The following is a 14740-nucleotide window of genomic DNA, read 5'->3' on the forward strand; positions in this document are numbered from 1 at the left end:
AATTCTTTACGAGCTGTTTTGTTCTTAATTTCATTTAGTTTCCTTTTCTTTGTTTTCTATGCCTAAATCTTTCGCTAATTGTGTAATTGCACCTTTACTTAGCTTTCTTTGTTTTGCTTTATCAAGTAAAAATTTCCTCATTGCTACCGATTTTCTTGCCAAATTTCGCTCAAAATCTGTTAAATCATTTTCGGTTATATCTGCCAAACTATCGGCTAATATTTTGGTTATATTCCTAACCTCTTTGCCTTCTTGGTTTTTTTGTGGTATAATTCTTTTAGCAGATGAATGTGCTTTAGCACCAGTCCCAGTTCCATTATTGGAAGTGATAGGTAAGGACGCCCTATCCATCTGCCTTTTAATTAATCTCTTAATTTCTTTTTTATTTGAGCTTCTTAAAGCGTGAACTATAAGATTTACATCCTCTTTGTTTCTTTGAATCCCTATATACCCTGTCTTATTGTCTTTCAGTTTTTTTAATAAGATAGCATTGTCTTCATTGCTCCCATCTAAGAAATGTGTTGGGTTGTTTTTGATTGCGTAAATAAGCCTAGCCACGTCTCCTTGTGTTTTAAACACGTTGGGATGTTTTTCTCTTAATTTGTCTAAATTTGTCTGTATTGGCGTATCGTTTATTTTTGCTTTTTCTCTAACATTTTTTGGTACATCAAACAGAGTATTTTTGTATTCAAGAACCCCGTTCTGCATAGTAAAACCATCGCCTTTTATTATAGGCTCTATGTTGTTGCCAACTTCTGCTAATTCTTTTGCGTCGTTTAGTACATCTTGCAAAGTTTTAATAGTTTCTTTTGGGGCATTTGTGCGTTTTAAACTTTCTATATAATCACTAAACCCATTATCTTTTGCTTTTGCGTGTTTTAGTCCTTCTGCCAAATGATAATAAAATGCACTATCATCGCCCATATAAGGTATATATTTTTGTGCTTTAGCCCTTATAGCATTGACTGTTGCTGTTTTACTAGCACCCTCAAAGGTAGTAGCTATCCCCTTGTTAAATAATTTCGGTTTAATGTATGTGTTTTCTAAGGCTTGTAAGATGTCTATGACATTACCTCTAGTTTTTGCCAATTTGTCTATTTGCTCTTTTATTGCTTTTGCTCTTTTGCTTTTGAAATTCATCTTTTCTAAAACTTCAGACAATGCTATTGAGTCTAGTGCCTCTTTCTTGTTATATGTTCCACTTATCCCCGTAGCCCCATCTATGTAATGCTTTAGCAAAGCCGACTCAAATCTTTCTGCCTCTTCATCAGATAGCCTGTTAATAAAATCATCATATATCTTGCCTTGCGACTTATAAGCCCCCTCAAATGCATTTACAATATCTTCCATACTACTATCTTTATTTATAACAGTCTCAAAAAACTTATTGCCCGATATATGCTTCATATCTTTGTAATTTTTTAGGTTGTCTTTTAGATATTTAATCGCGTCACCATCGGCTAAAAGCTCATCCATAGCTTGCTCTAATATCTCTTTGCCCCTTGCAAAATCAATCTTTGTAGCTTGTGTAACCTTATCCTTGTTTAATATATCGTTTAGCCCTTTATTATAATCAGACCTAAGCTTATTTAAATCCTTAACGCCTAACTCTTTGCCCCTTAGATTTTCAAACGCATTGATAATTTCTTGTGTTTTATCTGAACTTTTATCAAACTCATTAAGCCTACTTGTAACATCATCTATCATATCATCAATAGCTTTATCGCTTAATGTTACGGTTTTAGCCCCACCCCTATTTTCTACAAAATCTGCAAGTTCGTCTATTGCTCTCCCAAAGTTACCTTTGGTGTTGTTGTAATAATTTTCTACTATTGTTGATAATGCGTTTTTATCGCCCTCATCAAGTCTTAGTGCTTGTTTTATTTTGCTTATATCATCGTGTGCTATTTCTTGTAATTTTCTCGCCCCATTACCTGAGCTATCTTGTCTTAACGCGTCAATAAGCCTTGCGGACTCTTTCCTATCACTTAACGCTGTGTTTAATATATCTTCTCTAATCTTATCAACGCCACCACTTTCTTGTATCTTTTTAGAAACATCATCAAGGTGTAATTTTTCAGCTAGATATGAGCTAAAATCTTTTATTTTATTGATAACAGGATTAAATGCTTGTATATCGGTATAGCCCCCACTATCTACACTAAGCCCGTCTTTTTCTGCCCCTTTTAAAATTAAATCTCTTTCATCTCCTGCTATTGCCTTTGATACCTTTTCAGCACCACTGGCATTTGCAGTCGGCACACTTTTTAAAACATCTCCTGCAAGACCTGCTACTTTGCCTGTTGGTGTGTGAGTTAATACCCATTTCCCTGCATTTAACGCAGGTTTTGCACTTTTTCCCAATGCCTTAAATGCTAAATCGCCACCAGCTGAAAACCCAGCTTCTTCTACTACTTTTTGTGCTAAATCTTTTAAATTAATATTTTGTTCTGTGGCATTTGAGTTTATAATACCATCAACTCCACCACCCAAACCACTGCCAACTGCACCACGAGCCACATTTGATAAGAAGCTTTTCCCACCTTTAACAGCTAATGCCCCACCTATGATTGAGCCTAGATTATCTCTGCCAATTCTGGCGATATGTTTTAAAATCCCGTCGTCTAAATCTATTAAATCATCTCCCCTTTCAATATACATAGTGTTAGTATCATTATCAACGATAAGCCCATCGCCTAGCTTGTTTGCTCTAATAACATCGCCTATTTTTCCTAAGAATTCGCCCTTTTTCTTATCATCGCTAAATATAGGCTTTGAGCTATCATATCTTGACAGAGAATTATTTACAGCACTTCTTAAATCATCATCGTTTTTAACATTGCTAAATTCATCTTTATAGTCTTTTCCATAGCCTAATGCACCGCTTACACCTTTAACCCCAAGTTCTGCTATATTTTTCATAGGGCTTATAAATGGTAGGTCTAATTCTAAGGGCTTATCTTCTGCCTCGATATTAGGTTTAAACCCTTTTAATTTTTCCAAATGCTTTTTTATACTATTTCTTGCTACATTTTCATCAATTAAGCCATTCATATTAATACCTTTTTATGTTTTTTATTTGGGATTTTGTTTTTTTATGTTCGCTTTTTGTATTTTCCATAGTTACGGGGTCTATCCCTGTTAAATCCTTTATCCTAGTTAAAATTGCTGGTATATTATCTAGTTCTGCTTGAAAATCATCGCTATAAGTGCCATTTGGTAGGGTTTTAGCCATTGATTGTAATTCAGAATTAAGCTCACCGCTTAAGACTGCTAAAGATGATAAGAAGTTATTTGTAGATGGGTCACCAAACTTTGGTAAAATTCTGTCCATTGCCTCAGCTACCTTATCACTTCTCGCTCCTTTTGCAAATCTTGTATATAGTGCATTTAACTTATTTTTTAAAGCAGTAGCCTCAATATCATCACTATTTAAGAATTGTTTTATCGCGTTTATAGGCTTGTTTGCTCCAAAAAAACCGGTATGATTACTAGCTCCTTTTTCTATCATTCCGACGATTGTGCCTAACTCTTTTAAGGCTGTTAGATTTGTCGCCATAGCTTTTGCATTCTTAGAACTTGCTATAATATTATTTCTATTAAATAATCCCCCTTTGCCTGTGCTTTCAAGCCTTATATAGTTATCTAAAGTTTGCGGGTCTAAATTCTCAATAGGCGCTCCATATTTTGCTGACAATGCGTTTCTTGCTCTTTTGTTTCCTAAAACATAGCTTTTAACTGCTGAAAAATTAGCCTCATCTTGTTGTGCTTGTGCGTTGCTTTCTTTTATTTTTCTTATGTATTCGTATGGATTTGTGTTAAACCCTGTCCCTAATGAGGCTATTTGTGTTTTTACAAGGGTATTAACTGCTCCGTTTATTTGGTCATCTGTATACCCTTGCTGTTTTAATCGCTCCCTAGTCTTGCTAAGCCCCTCTTGTGATATTCCAAGAGTTTTAGCAACATCTGGGACCTCTTTATTTAACCAATCTGCTTGTGAATTGGCGAGTATATTTTCAGTATTGATTTTCTCTTGTTTTTCTTGCTGGTCTGCAAACATTTTCGCATAAGCAATATCTTTATTTGCTTTAAACTCATTCCACCTAGTCCATAGGCTTTTATCTCTGTAGTCTTTTGTGTTTGCAAATTCATCTTGTTTTAAAGCATAATCTTTATTCCAATGGTCGTTTTCTACATTAAACTTATTTTGTTTAAAATCACGGTCAAACGCGTTATCGGTGATTGTTTCTTGTAATGTTTTGTTGCTTAAATCCTCACTTGCTACATTATGCCTTTTATCCTCATCAAGCTTCATTTGTGTTTGATTTTTTGCAACATTATGCTTATAAATATCCCATAAACCACCACCTATATCACCTGTTGCTTCTATCCTCATTCGTGATGGATTGAAATCCACCACTTTAGGGTTATAAAATGCCATAAGGTTTCCTCTCCTCGTCATCTTTCCTTGCTAAAAGGCTAGTGTTCCACGCGTTTGCTAAGTTATTTTGTGCTGTATTTTCTTTATTTAGAGACCTATTAGCTAACATTTTATTATAGTCCCATTGCTCTTTCATAAGCTTATTATTCGCCCTATTTGCTTTATATTTTGAGTAACTATCGTAAATGTTTCCAGCTGTTCCAAGTGCTGTTAAAAAGTTGCTAGTTCCATCTTTTCCACTACCGCTTAGCCACTCTTTTACACTTCCAAAATTATCGCCTATAGTTTTTCCTGCATTTCCTAAAAACTCAAAAAAGCCCATCATAGCCCCCTTAACAACTCTTCGCCTATATCAACATTTGAAACACTTTCTCCCCTTTTAATTCGCTCAAATGTATCACTCTTTGCTGTTGCTCCGTTTGTGCCTATAATATCATCTGGTGTTTCTTTTGGAGTAGCTGTATTTAGCATTGCTTTTGCTACTATTTTCCAACCCTTGTAGTCTTCACCAAGTAGGTCAATTACTCCGTTTTCTTCAGCAAACTTTCCTAAATCTTCCGGCTTAATTGTAGGAAACTCTTTTTCAAACATATTGATATTTTGGTTAAATAGCTCTTGTTTTCGGGCTTGTTCCATCATCTGCTCTTGTTGTGCTTTAAACGCTTGTAACTCTTGCATTTTCTGGTTGTAATCAGACAATCCCAACTCTTTTAACAACGTTTCTCTTTCAAGTTCAGCTGGTGTTGGCTCTGCTTGTTGCTGTGATTGTTCTTGTGCTTGTTGTTCTTGTGCCTCTTGCTCGTTTAAAGCTTGTGCTAAAGCGTTCTTAATATCATCAGGATTTAGCCCTTTTTGCTCTTGTGCCTCTTGCTTTGTTTCTTCTTTACTTTCTTGCCCTTGCTCTTGTGCCTCTTGCCCTTGCTCTTGTGTCTCTTGAACTTCGCTATCGCCCACTAATTCATTTACTAAACTTGCTAATGCCTCATTCTCTGTCATCTTTATACTCCTTAATTGTTTGTATTAAATTTAAAATGTGTTTTTGCTTTTCTATTGCTAAAATTCTTGTCCTATCATCATTTGATGAGTTGTTAAAAGTTGCTTGTGCTTCATATAGCAAACTCATCAGTTGCTCCAATATCGCCCGTGTCAGGGGGTTGTAATATTGGGAGATTTCCTTGTTCGCTAATAGCTCCTGCTCCAATATCGCTAGTTCCTGCTCCCTTGTTAATAACATCTTGTAAGCTCTCTTCCTTTCCTAGAAATTCATCAGTATTCTTAACACCATACAACGGTAAAAGCATTCTGATAATCTTGTATGATTCCCCTACAACATTTATAAAAGTTCTACATTCTCAAATCATACTTTTATAAATTGTTTAAACAATGTAAAATGATGATAACTCGCTGTTAATAATTCAAGTGCTTTGACACTGTTGGGAAGATTTTAGCGATTATCATCGTTTTTGTTACTGATTAAAATCTTAGTAAGTTTAATTAAAACTCTACTGAATACAAGAAAAGTAACAAGAACTAAATTAAATTTTACATTCAAAAAAGGATTCACACATGAAAAAATGTTATTTTTGTGGAGTTGATGTATCCAAAAATACTTTGGATTTATGTTTTTTAACAAACAACGATAATATAAAACCTAAATATGAAAAATTACCAAACAATAAAGAAGTATTAAAAGCTTATTTTAATTCATTTATCAGTGATGATATACTTGTAGTATTAGAATATACAAACAATTATCATATAGCATTGCAAGAAGCATTAAGCGAATTAAAAATAAAATACTCAGTACTTAACCCAAACAAAACATCACACTTTTTAAAACACCTAACCCATATAAAATCAGATTTAACAGATAGCTATGGACTTGCTTTATATTGTAAAATGTTTAAGTCCTATATAAACCCATCTAAATATAATAAAGAATATATATTAATTAAAAGCTATAACACTACAAGCGAGCTTTTATCAAAGATAACAACTCAATTAAAAAATCTAAAAAAATCACAATCTTTAACTTATGATAAAGACATAGAAATAATAGTTAAAGATTTAATAAAACATATAGATAGTATAAAAGAAAAACTTAACAATATAGCTTTTGAACTACTAAAGCAATACATACCACAAACCGAGCAAATTATAAAAGATAGCAAAGGAATAGGTAAAGATTTAGCTTTAAAACTATTCCCACAGCTACATTTTAACAGATTTAAAAATGCAAAAGAATTTATCTCTTTTATTGGCTTATCGCCTAGAATTTATGAATCGGGTACAAGTGTTAAAAAAACTAAAAAAATAAATAAAATTGGAAGCAGCACAATAAGAAAAGCTTTATTTATGTCTGCTTTATCTTGTATCAGATTTAACGATAAATTTAAAACAAGATATAACAGGTTAATAGATAGTGGAAAAAATAAAAAAGTTGCTATTGTTGCAGTAATGTGTGCGATAGTCCGATTTTTAAAAAGTTATTTTAAAAATGAAACAAATACCTATAAATTTAACACAGTTTAAAATTTTAAAATCTGTGCTTAATAACTTTAATAACAAAAGGAGTATTACAAGACAAGATATATTAAACACTACAGACATATCAAAAGATAATTTAAGTAAAACAATTAAAAATGGTTATTTGTTAGAAAACAAATTAAACAAACATTTAAACAGTTTATAAAAGGATGACACAATGGCAAAAGCTACAGAAGCTTTATTGAACACAGAAAAAGAGCAAGAGATAAAAAATATATGGAATGCTTTAAATCAGAATAACGACTTATTCGAACAAAAGATTAAAGTAACAGGTTTAAAACTTCAAGAAGGTAAGGAAAAAATAGATAAAGATGGTAACATCTTAACAGATGAGTTTGGAGAGCCGCAAAAATGGGATAACACTTATCGTTTAAGCTATGTATCTTTAAATAGTGGTGGCGAACACTCAACAAGAATAACACAAGAACAATATTTAAATTTAAAACTTGATGAAGTATACATCGCTTCTGGCTCTATAAAATACGTATTATACAAAGACGCATATAACACAACCCCGACCGTGGTATTTGAAAAATTTACCCCAGCTAGCGAGTTGTTTGTAACGGCAATGTTAAAACTTGAAGGTTTAAAAAAGTAGCGCAAGCCCTGATTTTATAGGGCTTTAAACAAAAGTAAGTGCCTAGACTATCAGTACCTCACACCGTTACAAGCCCCTTTAGATAAAAAAAGAAAGGACAAAAAAATGAAAACAACAATTTTTAATTCAGATATTGAAAACATATCATCTTTAGCCAATAATAATAAACATACAATGTCTATAGCCAAAGATATAGCAAATGTTATAAATGAAATAGATAGTTCTGTTTTTGTTAATAATTTAATCTTTCTCTTAAATGATGAGCAAAAAGAGCATTTTTTATATCACTTAAAACACTCTATCATAGAAAGTAAAACAAAATGATTTTTGATAGCCTAAATTTTAACATTGTTCACCAAGGTATTGATACTTTAGTTTTAGGTATTCGTTGCAATGATGAAGAATACTACAAAAATGAGTATTCTGAGTTTATATCAAAAATTTACGATTTAAAAAATCAAGCCCAATTAATAAATACTTACGGTGAAAAATATATCCTTGATGATTTAGGCTCATCATACGGTAATTTTAAAGTGTCATCTAAAGGCTTAGGTAATTATTTCGGTTTCTTTGAAAACGATGATATATTTTGCTTAGTAGGTGATACAAGCTTTAAAAATAAACAAATGTATCATTTAAAAATACAATTTAGAAGTATATTTTTACTTAAATACGGTCATAAAGAATGTTATAACCGTGTAAAAGCATTTTTAAATGATATATTCAAAGATAAATTTGATGTTGAAATCTCAAGGGTTGATATTTGTACCGATGTTGCTGGTATAAAATACACACCGCAGGATTTTTTAAAATTTAGAAGTTTAAAAAGAACAACAAATTACACTCATTCAACCTATAAGCATGATAGCACACTTATAAAAGATGATGAAACAGAAACAAATCTTATAAACTTAGAACAAATGACAATTAACAATTTTATGCAATATAACAGATTTGAAGGTATCGCATTTGGCAAATCTCCATGTATGTTTAGAATATATGACAAAGTTAATCAGGTCATTAAAAAACGTATAAGTAATTTAATATTTACTAAGTGGGAGCTTTACGGATATGATATAAACTCTAAAAGCAATGTTTATCGCCATGAAATTGAACTTGGTCGCCCCTTTGTTAAAAAACTTATGGGCGATAATGTAACTGATGAAATTTCTTTTTTATTTGATAATTTAGGGAAATTTTGGGCTTATGGTTTAAAAATTTGTAAGTGGTATGATTTAACAGATGATGAAGTTAAGAGATTAACAGAAAGCAACATTAAATCAGATAGCAAGCGACTTATATATTTTCGTTGTGAAGCTGACACAAACCGCTTGAATTTTTGGGATATGATTAATAAATTTGATGAAGAAAACAACGAAGCTTTATATCTTCATAAGTTTATTAATACAAGAGATATTAAAAAAGTAAAGATAGCTTTTAAATCTTTTATATCTTCAGTTTATAGTAATTTAGGTTCATTTGATGATAATTTCACCTATGTAATCAATGAAGTTAAAAAAGACCTTGCTATGCAAAAAATATCACTTCATGAATACGGTTTATCTAAAATGTGCGGTAGCTTTAATAAAAACGAGCAAATTATTAAAGGTGAAAAATTAGATGTTATAAATCCATTATATCCATCACTTTATCGCTCACTTGATGACTTATTACAAGCTTTACAGGATATTAGAAATGATGATTATAAAAAAGATATTGAAAAATCTTTAACGGTTTTAAAAAATGATGGATACATTTATGAATATTAACAATAATTTATACATAGCATTAGTTGGTTATCTAATTGAAGAAAATAAAGAAAATAAATATATTTGTATTGATTTAAGGCATTATAGTGTTATAAAATCTTTTGCAAAGCAACATGGATTTATTAAATATAATAGCTTTGTAGGGAGTTTAAAACGTTATCGTGAATTACAAGAAAAATTAGCAAAAGATTTTGTTATTGCTCCTATTCGTAAGTTTTTAAGTATTAAAAATTATACCTTTAAAATTAGGGGCGATTATCTATTTATAGTTAAACAATTTACATTATTTTAGAAAGGTTTTTTTATTTTGATAAAAATTAATAGTATTTCTAGTTTTTTAATTAAATTTTTAAAAGATTATTATCCATATAAAAAAAATATTTCTTTTAAAATTGAAGAAATTAATAGACATTTTTTAATTATTGATTTTTATTTTAATGAAAGCTATGTAAAAAATGATTTTAGTAATTATATAACTTTTACACATTATTTTATTTTAGATGATAGTTATCTTGTCTTTCATTTTTTTATTTTTAAAAAAGCAAAAATTCAATCATCATTTTTACAAAATTTTATAATTAATCTTAAAAATGATTTTATTTTTTCTTTCAATTTAAGAGATTATGTTTTTAATTATGATGAAAATTTAACAAAATACAAAGGAGTTATTTATGCAAATAAATAAAGAAGATATCGCAAAATTTAGCGATAAGGCAAAAGGTGTTTTCGATGGACTTTCAACAATTACAAGCGTATTTTTTCCACAAATTACTGCGCCAGTTACTGCTGTTAGTAAGGTATTTTCTAAAATATCAGAACTTGATGACACAGAAGCAGAAAACATCGCAGGTTTATCTGCTACAGCTTTTAAACTTGATGAAATGATTAAACAAGTTGAGAAAGGCGAAAAGATAGACATTGAACACTTAAAAGAACTTTCTGAAAACATTAAAAGTATAGATAGCTCTTTAGATAAATTTTACAAGGTTATTTCATGATACAATCTGTTACAAATCTGAATCAATTTTTTGAAGAGCCTGCGGATGGTTATTATCTTTTTAATGGAAATATCTATAAAAAAATTGGAGAGATTTCATTATATATTGATAATAATACTTATGAAAATATATCTATGCTTAACACGAAATATCGAATAATATTTGTTAAGACTTCTCTTATTACCGCAGTTGATTTAAAAGACAATAAGGACTTTATTGAATCAACTTTTTTTGATTCTGAGGGTTTTCCTTCTCGTGTCCCTGCGATTTCTTCTTCTGGCTTATCTTTGCCTTTGCTGACTCCGGTAAAATTAAAAGGTTTTGATTTTTGGTTTTGTATAGCATCTTCTTTTATGCTATACATTGACAATAATACAGAAATATTATGTTATGTTCCAGAAACTTCTTTATTAGATTGTTTTGGTAAACTTTATAATCTTTCTGTTGCTTGTCCTGCTTCGCTAATTACTGAATATAAAACTGGTGAATTATTTCCTTATTGGTTCTTTTTTAATATTTATTCTTCTTTTGGTTTGCCATTTAAAAAAGACCATTTCTTAAAAGTTCTTGCCGATAAGAAAGATTTTTTGAGTTTTGAAGAATTTAAATCTTATGATGAAGAATATTATTCTCTTTATTCTTGGGCTGATTATTTTGAATGATTTTATATTTTTTATACAAAATGTTATAATCTATAAAAAAAAGAAAGGATAAAAAAAAATGCCTCTTCCTGTTGTTGGTATTATTGCTAATCTTCTCCGAACCGGTGCTATATCTGCTTTTGATATTGCTAGTGCTGGTGCTGGTTCTTATGCTTTAACAAAAACTTTAAAAGATACTGATTTAAGTTCTCCACAAAACACTGGTGATTATATAAATCCTTTAGGTTTTTCAATTGCTCGTAATATTGTTGAGCGTATAAATAATTATTCTCGTTCAAGTTCCTCAACAACTGATTTTAATCTTTCAGAAGCTCCTTCAATACCAAAGCCTGAAGATTATATTAACAAGCTCAGGTCAATTCATGATAAGGATTATACTATTCCCGCACCATCAGCTCCGCAAACTCCTAAGAACAATTTATCTTCTTCTGCTTCGTTTGCTAGTGGTAGCTCTAATATTAATGCTGGTAATTCAACAAATCTTATCAGTGCTATTAATTCACAAAATGCTATACTTGCGGAAATTGCTTCAGCATTAAATTCTTTTGTAGCTTTACAAGCAACAAAATCTCTTAATATTGCAGTGCCTACACAACAAGCAAGCAAAAAAGGTGGTTTTACACAAACTATATCTACACCTTTACCAAATTTTAAACCAAAACCTGAGCTTAACTCAAAATCACTTGAAAAAAGTTTGGATTTAATAGCAAATTTATATAAAAAGTCTCTTGAAAATCCTAGTAAATCTGTAGATTTAACAGAAGTTACCAAAGCTTTAAATAATATAGCTAAAATAAAACCTAGCATAAAAATGACAATGCCAAAAGACTTATCTATAGCTTTCCCTGAATCAATGGCTGTAACTTTACCAGCTGATTACGTTGCAAATCAGACAGCTATTAAGGAAGCTTTATCTGGAACCTTTGAAATACACAAAGAACAAGCCGAATACATGAAAACACCAGCAACAGTTAAAGACCTCGATGGTAACACCATCGCTAAAGCTACTCCAAGAGAGATGTCGCTTACATACGAAGCAACTAGAGCAAGAACTGCAACAGATGAAAACAATTTTGAACTTGATGAAAATGATATAAATGCTTTATATCCTGCTTTACCGGATATATCTCAATTATTTAAATTTAAACTTGTCGGCGAAGTTACAAAGGATTATTTAAATGAAACAAATAAATAAAAATGATTTAAAAAATAATGATGTCAATAACAACGATGATAGTAATATATTGATTGATATTATCGTTATTCTTGTTATTATTGGTATTGCTTACTATTTTATAAGCTCTTTCAAACTTGTTGGAGATGTTTCCCGTGAATATTTGGATGAGCAAAAGGTTATAAATAATGTCAGAAACTAAGCAAAGTAACACAGCTCGCATTATTGGTCTTGGTGTTGATGAAATGTTTGAAGATTTAACATATTCGGTTGCTTATAACGAAGTTCTAACAAGACTTAAAAATAGTGGTATGCCTGATGGAATTTTAAACGACGCTATTAATAGTGGTATTAGTATAATGTTTTCGGCTGCTTTAATGACTTATATCCAAAAACAAGAAGCTATTATCCATAAAATTGTTGGTATTGCTGGCTCTTTGCTTATTGCTACTCTTACGCCTGTTCGTGCCGGTGCTAAAAATCTTTTTAAAAAATTTTCCAAAGGTCGTAAGCTTGGCATGTTTAGTAAAATTTTTGGCGATTCGGATGCTAATAATATATCTTATGGACAAGTTATTGCAACGAGTGCTAATTCTGCTTTTAATGCTCATCAATCTTCAAGTAATGTTTTTCAAGCTGGCAGTGTTGCAATGCAACAACGGGAGCATATTCTAAACACTAAAAATCATCAGATGAATTATGCTAAAGCTAAAGTTGATAGCATAAATCAAACATTATTATTTAAACTATTTACATCTAAATTTACAAGTCAAGACAAAGAAATTTTACGTAAAATTACTGGCTCTTCTGAGATAAACATAGAAAATATTAACAAAGTTGCTTCTTTTATGTTTGTAACAGACAGCAACGGCGATATTACAGGTCTAGCTGAACAATTTACAACTATGTTAAATGGTTTGGGGTATTTTCATAATAAGGGTAAAAAATGAGTATGAGTGAACAAGAATGTAAAGAAGCTGTTGAAAAAGAAATTTTATTGTTAAGTACAATTAGTAAAAATATTGAAATATTAAATTCCAATATCCAAAAACTTTTACTTGCACTTACTGGTGAAACTGGCGATTCTACAAAAAGTCAAGGTAATTAAACATGATTGCTCCTTTAGTTTGTTGTTGTAAAAAAGAAAAAAGGGAATTTTATCTTTCTGTTTTTCAACTTATAATTGAACTTCATGCAAGTTCAACTTATTATGATGGTGATTTAGCAAATTTGTTTGGTATTCACGTATTTCCAATATTTCCTCTAGAATTTCAAATTAATCACAATCTTCCTAATTTCTTTTTTCGTAAAGATATTTCTTTTCCTGAAAATCATTTACCCGGATATGACTATGAAGCACCTTTATTTTTGACTGGGTTTTTTAAAAATGCTCCTGAAACTTTTTTTTATGCTGATGATTACAGCGAAAAGCCTATTCGTATTCCTGATCCTAATTTAAGTGTATCTTCAATTAACGAAATTTACTTGGCTATATTAAATTATTATGATAAAAAATCTTTTGATATAAACAACTATACCCCCGATGAATTTTCTTTTATTTTTACAAAAAAACATTCTTTTAACGGTTTTGATTTGTTTGGCGGCGATACAGTAAAAACAAAGCACTATAATTATAATTCTTTTTCAAGTTGTTTTAATAATCTTAAATCTCTTTATGCTGATTTTATTTCTTCGCTTGATTTTGCTAAAAAATCAAATAATTTTTATGAAGATTTTACAGGTATTCATATAGGTAAAGAATTTACTGAAATTAGTCCTTACTCTTTTTCTCACATTTCCAGTATTGAATTATCTATAGCACTACCAATAATAAAATAAAAAAGGAGTTAATCAATGCCCGTATATAAAGTAACCCAGCAACAAGGAAATCGTGTTATAACTTCAACATACGAAGCTAAAAGCTCTACATCTTTATTACAATTTTTACAAGAAGTATCAACCGCTAAAGTTAAGTATATATATCGTGTAGAGTATGAAGATGAAGAAACGACACCGCCAAACGATGACTTTAATTATCACAAACAATTTAAAGCATTTGCAAAAAATAGCAATAATGCTTCTAAACAAGTTTTAATACATAATGTTAAAACAACTAAGAATGAGCAAGAATTAACAAATGCAATAATTACACATCTTAGTGTAGGAGAACAAGCAATTAAATCTGTGGCTTGTTCTTTGTTTATGCACTAAATTTTTAACCTTTCTTATAATCTAACCGCTTTAATTTTGAGCCTTGTCTATTTAAGCCTTGCGGTCGCTCTGCGACCTGCTGGCTTGATCCTTTTTTTTCTCATTCTCTTACTTTTTCTTACTCTCTTTTTGCCATTTTCTATCTTCTTGAAAAACTATAATCACATCTTATTAAATTCTTTATAAAAATACTCCCCAAACTCTTGTATTTTTTATTTTTATATTATTTTGCTTACTTGTTTTGTTTTTCTTTGATTCTATAGCTTGTTTGATATCTTTATACAGCTTTTTAACTTAACCCTTATATTTTTTTATTTATTTCCTAATAAATAATATTTTT

The 14740-nt window shown here is 30.5% G+C and carries 19 protein-coding genes; 13 read left to right on the plus strand and 6 right to left on the minus strand.

Annotation, left to right across the window (positions count from 1 at the left end; genetic code table 11):
• Positions 1–30: 30 nt before the first annotated feature.
• Genes CPIN18021_RS01465 through CPIN18021_RS01485 form a run of 6 tightly spaced genes read right to left on the minus strand, consistent with a single transcriptional unit; the run spans position 31 to position 5730 of the window.
• On the minus strand, positions 31–3054 hold the full coding sequence (locus tag CPIN18021_RS01465; protein WP_078424252.1) for a hypothetical protein: 3024 nt from the start codon (positions 3052–3054) through the stop codon (positions 31–33).
• 1 nt (position 3055) lies between these two features.
• Positions 3056–4441 (minus strand): hypothetical protein, encoded by a 1386-nt coding sequence (locus CPIN18021_RS01470; protein WP_078424253.1) that lies wholly within the window; start codon positions 4439–4441, stop codon positions 3056–3058.
• The gene (locus CPIN18021_RS01475) at positions 4428–4763 is read right to left on the minus strand and encodes a hypothetical protein (RefSeq protein WP_078422874.1); all 336 of its coding nucleotides are present in this window, start codon (positions 4761–4763) and stop codon (positions 4428–4430) included. The genes CPIN18021_RS01470 and CPIN18021_RS01475 overlap by 14 nt, the downstream gene beginning before the upstream one ends.
• Complete coding sequence (locus CPIN18021_RS01480; protein WP_078422875.1) at positions 4763–5437, minus strand: hypothetical protein; 675 nt, start codon at positions 5435–5437, stop codon at positions 4763–4765. Before CPIN18021_RS01480 ends, CPIN18021_RS01475 begins: the two co-directional genes overlap by 1 nt.
• Positions 5424–5564, minus strand: a complete 141-nt coding sequence (locus tag CPIN18021_RS08810) for a hypothetical protein (protein WP_157886650.1) — start codon at positions 5562–5564, stop codon at positions 5424–5426. Before CPIN18021_RS08810 ends, CPIN18021_RS01480 begins: the two co-directional genes overlap by 14 nt.
• Positions 5548–5730: a hypothetical protein gene (locus CPIN18021_RS01485; RefSeq protein WP_157888032.1), complete on the minus strand. Its 183-nt coding sequence runs from the start codon at positions 5728–5730 to the stop codon at positions 5548–5550. Before CPIN18021_RS01485 ends, CPIN18021_RS08810 begins: the two co-directional genes overlap by 17 nt.
• A 277-nt stretch (positions 5731–6007) precedes the next feature.
• Here CPIN18021_RS01485 and CPIN18021_RS01490 point away from each other — a divergent pair, with 277 nt between their 5' ends.
• The 13 genes from CPIN18021_RS01490 (at position 6008) to CPIN18021_RS01555 (ending at position 14400) form a co-directional block, all read left to right on the plus strand.
• A complete protein-coding gene (locus tag CPIN18021_RS01490; protein WP_078422854.1) occupies positions 6008–6973 on the plus strand; it encodes a transposase in 966 nt (321 codons plus the stop codon).
• Between the two features lie 172 nt (positions 6974–7145).
• Positions 7146–7586, plus strand: coding sequence for a hypothetical protein (locus CPIN18021_RS01500; protein WP_078424255.1), 441 nt, complete (start codon positions 7146–7148; stop codon positions 7584–7586).
• Positions 7587–7691: 105 nt separating this feature from the next.
• A complete protein-coding gene (locus CPIN18021_RS01505) occupies positions 7692–7910 on the plus strand; it encodes a hypothetical protein (protein WP_078424256.1) in 219 nt (72 codons plus the stop codon).
• Positions 7907–9355, plus strand: coding sequence for a hypothetical protein (locus CPIN18021_RS01510; RefSeq protein ID WP_078424257.1), 1449 nt, complete (start codon positions 7907–7909; stop codon positions 9353–9355). The genes CPIN18021_RS01505 and CPIN18021_RS01510 overlap by 4 nt, the downstream gene beginning before the upstream one ends.
• A complete protein-coding gene (locus CPIN18021_RS01515) occupies positions 9345–9647 on the plus strand; it encodes a hypothetical protein (RefSeq protein WP_078422849.1) in 303 nt (100 codons plus the stop codon). The genes CPIN18021_RS01510 and CPIN18021_RS01515 overlap by 11 nt, the downstream gene beginning before the upstream one ends.
• A 379-nt stretch (positions 9648–10026) precedes the next feature.
• Positions 10027–10353, plus strand: coding sequence for a hypothetical protein (locus CPIN18021_RS01525; protein ID WP_078422847.1), 327 nt, complete (start codon positions 10027–10029; stop codon positions 10351–10353).
• Positions 10350–11015: a hypothetical protein gene (locus CPIN18021_RS01530; protein ID WP_078424258.1), complete on the plus strand. Its 666-nt coding sequence runs from the start codon at positions 10350–10352 to the stop codon at positions 11013–11015. Before CPIN18021_RS01525 ends, CPIN18021_RS01530 begins: the two co-directional genes overlap by 4 nt.
• A gap of 58 nt (positions 11016–11073) precedes the next feature.
• A complete protein-coding gene (locus tag CPIN18021_RS01535; RefSeq protein WP_078424259.1) occupies positions 11074–12210 on the plus strand; it encodes a hypothetical protein in 1137 nt (378 codons plus the stop codon).
• Positions 12194–12391, plus strand: a complete 198-nt coding sequence (locus CPIN18021_RS01540; RefSeq protein WP_078424260.1) for a hypothetical protein — start codon at positions 12194–12196, stop codon at positions 12389–12391. The genes CPIN18021_RS01535 and CPIN18021_RS01540 overlap by 17 nt, the downstream gene beginning before the upstream one ends.
• Positions 12378–13139, plus strand: coding sequence for a hypothetical protein (locus CPIN18021_RS01545; RefSeq protein WP_078424261.1), 762 nt, complete (start codon positions 12378–12380; stop codon positions 13137–13139). The genes CPIN18021_RS01540 and CPIN18021_RS01545 overlap by 14 nt, the downstream gene beginning before the upstream one ends.
• The gene (locus CPIN18021_RS08815; RefSeq protein ID WP_157886646.1) at positions 13136–13297 is read left to right on the plus strand and encodes a hypothetical protein; all 162 of its coding nucleotides are present in this window, start codon (positions 13136–13138) and stop codon (positions 13295–13297) included. Before CPIN18021_RS01545 ends, CPIN18021_RS08815 begins: the two co-directional genes overlap by 4 nt.
• A 2-nt stretch (positions 13298–13299) precedes the next feature.
• The gene (locus CPIN18021_RS01550) at positions 13300–14028 is read left to right on the plus strand and encodes a hypothetical protein (protein ID WP_078422843.1); all 729 of its coding nucleotides are present in this window, start codon (positions 13300–13302) and stop codon (positions 14026–14028) included.
• A 15-nt stretch (positions 14029–14043) separates the two neighbouring features.
• Positions 14044–14400 carry a hypothetical protein gene (locus CPIN18021_RS01555; RefSeq protein WP_078422842.1) on the plus strand — a complete coding sequence of 119 codons (357 nt, stop codon included), beginning with the start codon at positions 14044–14046 and terminating at the stop codon, positions 14398–14400.
• The last annotated feature ends 340 nt before the right edge of the window (positions 14401–14740 follow it).

Origin of the sequence: Campylobacter pinnipediorum subsp. caledonicus (assembly GCF_002022005.1) — a bacterium.
Lineage (GTDB): Bacteria > Campylobacterota > Campylobacteria > Campylobacterales > Campylobacteraceae > Campylobacter_A > Campylobacter_A caledonicus.

Excerpts from the sequence above, each read along its gene's own strand:
- CPIN18021_RS01465 (WP_078424252.1), bottom strand. The coding sequence starts at position 3,054 with ATGAATGGCTTAATTGATGAAAATGTAGCAAGAAATAGTATAAAAAAG.
- CPIN18021_RS01470 (WP_078424253.1), bottom strand. The coding sequence starts at position 4,441 with ATGGCATTTTATAACCCTAAAGTGGTGGATTTCAATCCATCACGAATG.
- CPIN18021_RS01475 (WP_078422874.1), bottom strand. The coding sequence starts at position 4,763 with ATGGGCTTTTTTGAGTTTTTAGGAAATGCAGGAAAAACTATAGGCGAT.
- CPIN18021_RS01480 (WP_078422875.1), bottom strand. The coding sequence starts at position 5,437 with ATGACAGAGAATGAGGCATTAGCAAGTTTAGTAAATGAATTAGTGGGC.
- CPIN18021_RS08810 (WP_157886650.1), bottom strand. The coding sequence starts at position 5,564 with ATGAGTTTGCTATATGAAGCACAAGCAACTTTTAACAACTCATCAAAT.
- CPIN18021_RS01490 (WP_078422854.1), top strand. The coding sequence starts at position 6,008 with ATGAAAAAATGTTATTTTTGTGGAGTTGATGTATCCAAAAATACTTTG.
- CPIN18021_RS01500 (WP_078424255.1), top strand. The coding sequence starts at position 7,146 with ATGGCAAAAGCTACAGAAGCTTTATTGAACACAGAAAAAGAGCAAGAG.
- CPIN18021_RS01505 (WP_078424256.1), top strand. The coding sequence starts at position 7,692 with ATGAAAACAACAATTTTTAATTCAGATATTGAAAACATATCATCTTTA.
- CPIN18021_RS01510 (WP_078424257.1), top strand. The coding sequence starts at position 7,907 with ATGATTTTTGATAGCCTAAATTTTAACATTGTTCACCAAGGTATTGAT.
- CPIN18021_RS01515 (WP_078422849.1), top strand. The coding sequence starts at position 9,345 with ATGAATATTAACAATAATTTATACATAGCATTAGTTGGTTATCTAATT.
- CPIN18021_RS01525 (WP_078422847.1), top strand. The coding sequence starts at position 10,027 with ATGCAAATAAATAAAGAAGATATCGCAAAATTTAGCGATAAGGCAAAA.
- CPIN18021_RS01530 (WP_078424258.1), top strand. The coding sequence starts at position 10,350 with ATGATACAATCTGTTACAAATCTGAATCAATTTTTTGAAGAGCCTGCG.
- CPIN18021_RS01535 (WP_078424259.1), top strand. The coding sequence starts at position 11,074 with ATGCCTCTTCCTGTTGTTGGTATTATTGCTAATCTTCTCCGAACCGGT.
- CPIN18021_RS01540 (WP_078424260.1), top strand. The coding sequence starts at position 12,194 with ATGAAACAAATAAATAAAAATGATTTAAAAAATAATGATGTCAATAAC.
- CPIN18021_RS01545 (WP_078424261.1), top strand. The coding sequence starts at position 12,378 with ATGTCAGAAACTAAGCAAAGTAACACAGCTCGCATTATTGGTCTTGGT.
- CPIN18021_RS08815 (WP_157886646.1), top strand. The coding sequence starts at position 13,136 with ATGAGTATGAGTGAACAAGAATGTAAAGAAGCTGTTGAAAAAGAAATT.
- CPIN18021_RS01550 (WP_078422843.1), top strand. The coding sequence starts at position 13,300 with ATGATTGCTCCTTTAGTTTGTTGTTGTAAAAAAGAAAAAAGGGAATTT.
- CPIN18021_RS01555 (WP_078422842.1), top strand. The coding sequence starts at position 14,044 with ATGCCCGTATATAAAGTAACCCAGCAACAAGGAAATCGTGTTATAACT.